This window comes from Pseudomonas sp. MF08875, assembly GCF_059862525.1.
Window position 1 is genome coordinate 1 of the sequence record NZ_JCBCUW010000117.1, and the last position, 1637, is coordinate 1637.

Below are 1637 nucleotides of genomic sequence, written 5' to 3' on the forward strand. Positions count from 1 at the left end.
TGATTTGAGTCGCGCTATTGACCGTGAACCCCGTGGCCGCAGTGGCGCCGAAAGTGACAGCCGTAGTGCCACTGAAGTTGGTGCCGGTCAGCGTTACCGTGGTGCCGCCTGTTGCGGGGCCACTGCTGGGGGAAATGCTGCTGACGGTCGGTGCACCCACATAGGTGAAACGATCCGCCGCGCTGGTAGCGCTGGTGCCGCCCGTGGTGGTGACGCGCACATCGACCGTGCCGGTTCCTGCTGGCGCGGTGGCGGTGATTTGAGTCGCGCTGTTGACTGTGAAGCCGGTAGCGGCGGTGGCGCCGAAGGTGACCGCTGTGGTGCCGCTGAAATTGGTGCCGTTCAGCGTTACCGTGGTGCCGCCTGTTGCGGGGCCACTGCTCGGGGAAATGCTGCTGACGGTCGGTGCCCCCACATAGGTGAACTGATCTGCCGCACTGGTAGCACTGGTGCCGCCCGTGGTGGTGACGCGCACGTCGACCGTGCCCGTTCCTGCCGGGGCGGTGGCGGTGATTTGAGTCGTGCTATTAACCGTGAACCCCGTGGCCGCAGTGGCACCGAAGGTCACCGCCGTGGTGCCGCTGAAGTTGGTGCCGGTCAGCGTTACCGTGGTGCCGCCTGTTGCGGGGCCACTGCTCGGGGAAATGCTGCTGACGGTCGGTGCCCCCACATAGGTGAACTGATCCGCCGCACTGGTGGCGCTGGTGCCACCGGTGGTGGTGACGCGCACGTCTACCGTGCCGGTTCCTGCTGGCGCGGTGGCGGTGATTTGAGTCGCGCTGTTGACTGTGAAGCCGGTAGCGGCGGTGGCGCCGAAGGTGACTGCCGTAGTACCGGCGAAGTTGGTACCGGTGAGGGTCACCGCGGTGCCGCCCGTTGCAGGGCCACTGCTGGGGGAAATAGCGCTGACCGTCGGTGCCCCCACATAGGTGAACTGATCCGCCGCACTGGTAGCGCTGGTGCCGCCCGTGGTGGTGACGCGCACGTCTACTGTGCCGGTTCCTGCTGGCGCTGTGGCGGTGATTTGGGTGGCGCTATTGACTGTGAACCCGGTAGCCGCAGTGGCGCCGAAGGTCACCGCCGTGGTGCCGCTGAAGTTGGTGCCGGTCAGCGTTACCGTGGTGCCGCCTGTTGCGGGGCCACTGCTCGGGGAAATGCTGCTGACGGTCGGTGCACCCACATAGGTGAACTGATCCGCCGCACTGGTAGTGCTGGTGCCGCCCGTGGTGGTGACGCGCACGTCTACTGTGCCGGTTCCTGCTGGCGCTGTGGCGGTGATTTGAGTCGCGCTATTGACCGTGAACCCCGTGGCCGCAGTGGCGCCGAAAGTGACCGCCGTAGTGCCACTGAAGTTGGTGCCGGTCAGCGTTACCGTGGTGCCGCCCGTTGCAGGGCCACTGCTGGGGGAAATAGCGCTGACCGTCGGTGCCCCCACATAGGTGAACTGATCCGCCGCACTGGTGGCGCTGGTGCCACCGGTGGTGGTGACGCGCACGTCGACCGTGCCCGCTCCTGCTGGCGCTGTGGCGGTGATTTGAGTCGCGCTATTGACCGTGAACCCCGTGGCCGCAGTGGCGCCGAAAGTGACAGCCGTAGTGCCACTGAAGTTGGTGCCGGTCAGCGTTACCGTGGTGCCG

General features: G+C 66.2%; 1 protein-coding gene. It reads right to left on the minus strand.

What is annotated here, in order from left to right; all coding sequences use genetic code 11:
- Positions 1-1637: beta strand repeat-containing protein (locus AC19YT_RS28170; RefSeq protein ID WP_500611382.1), on the minus strand; the 1637-nt coding region annotated here is incomplete at both ends.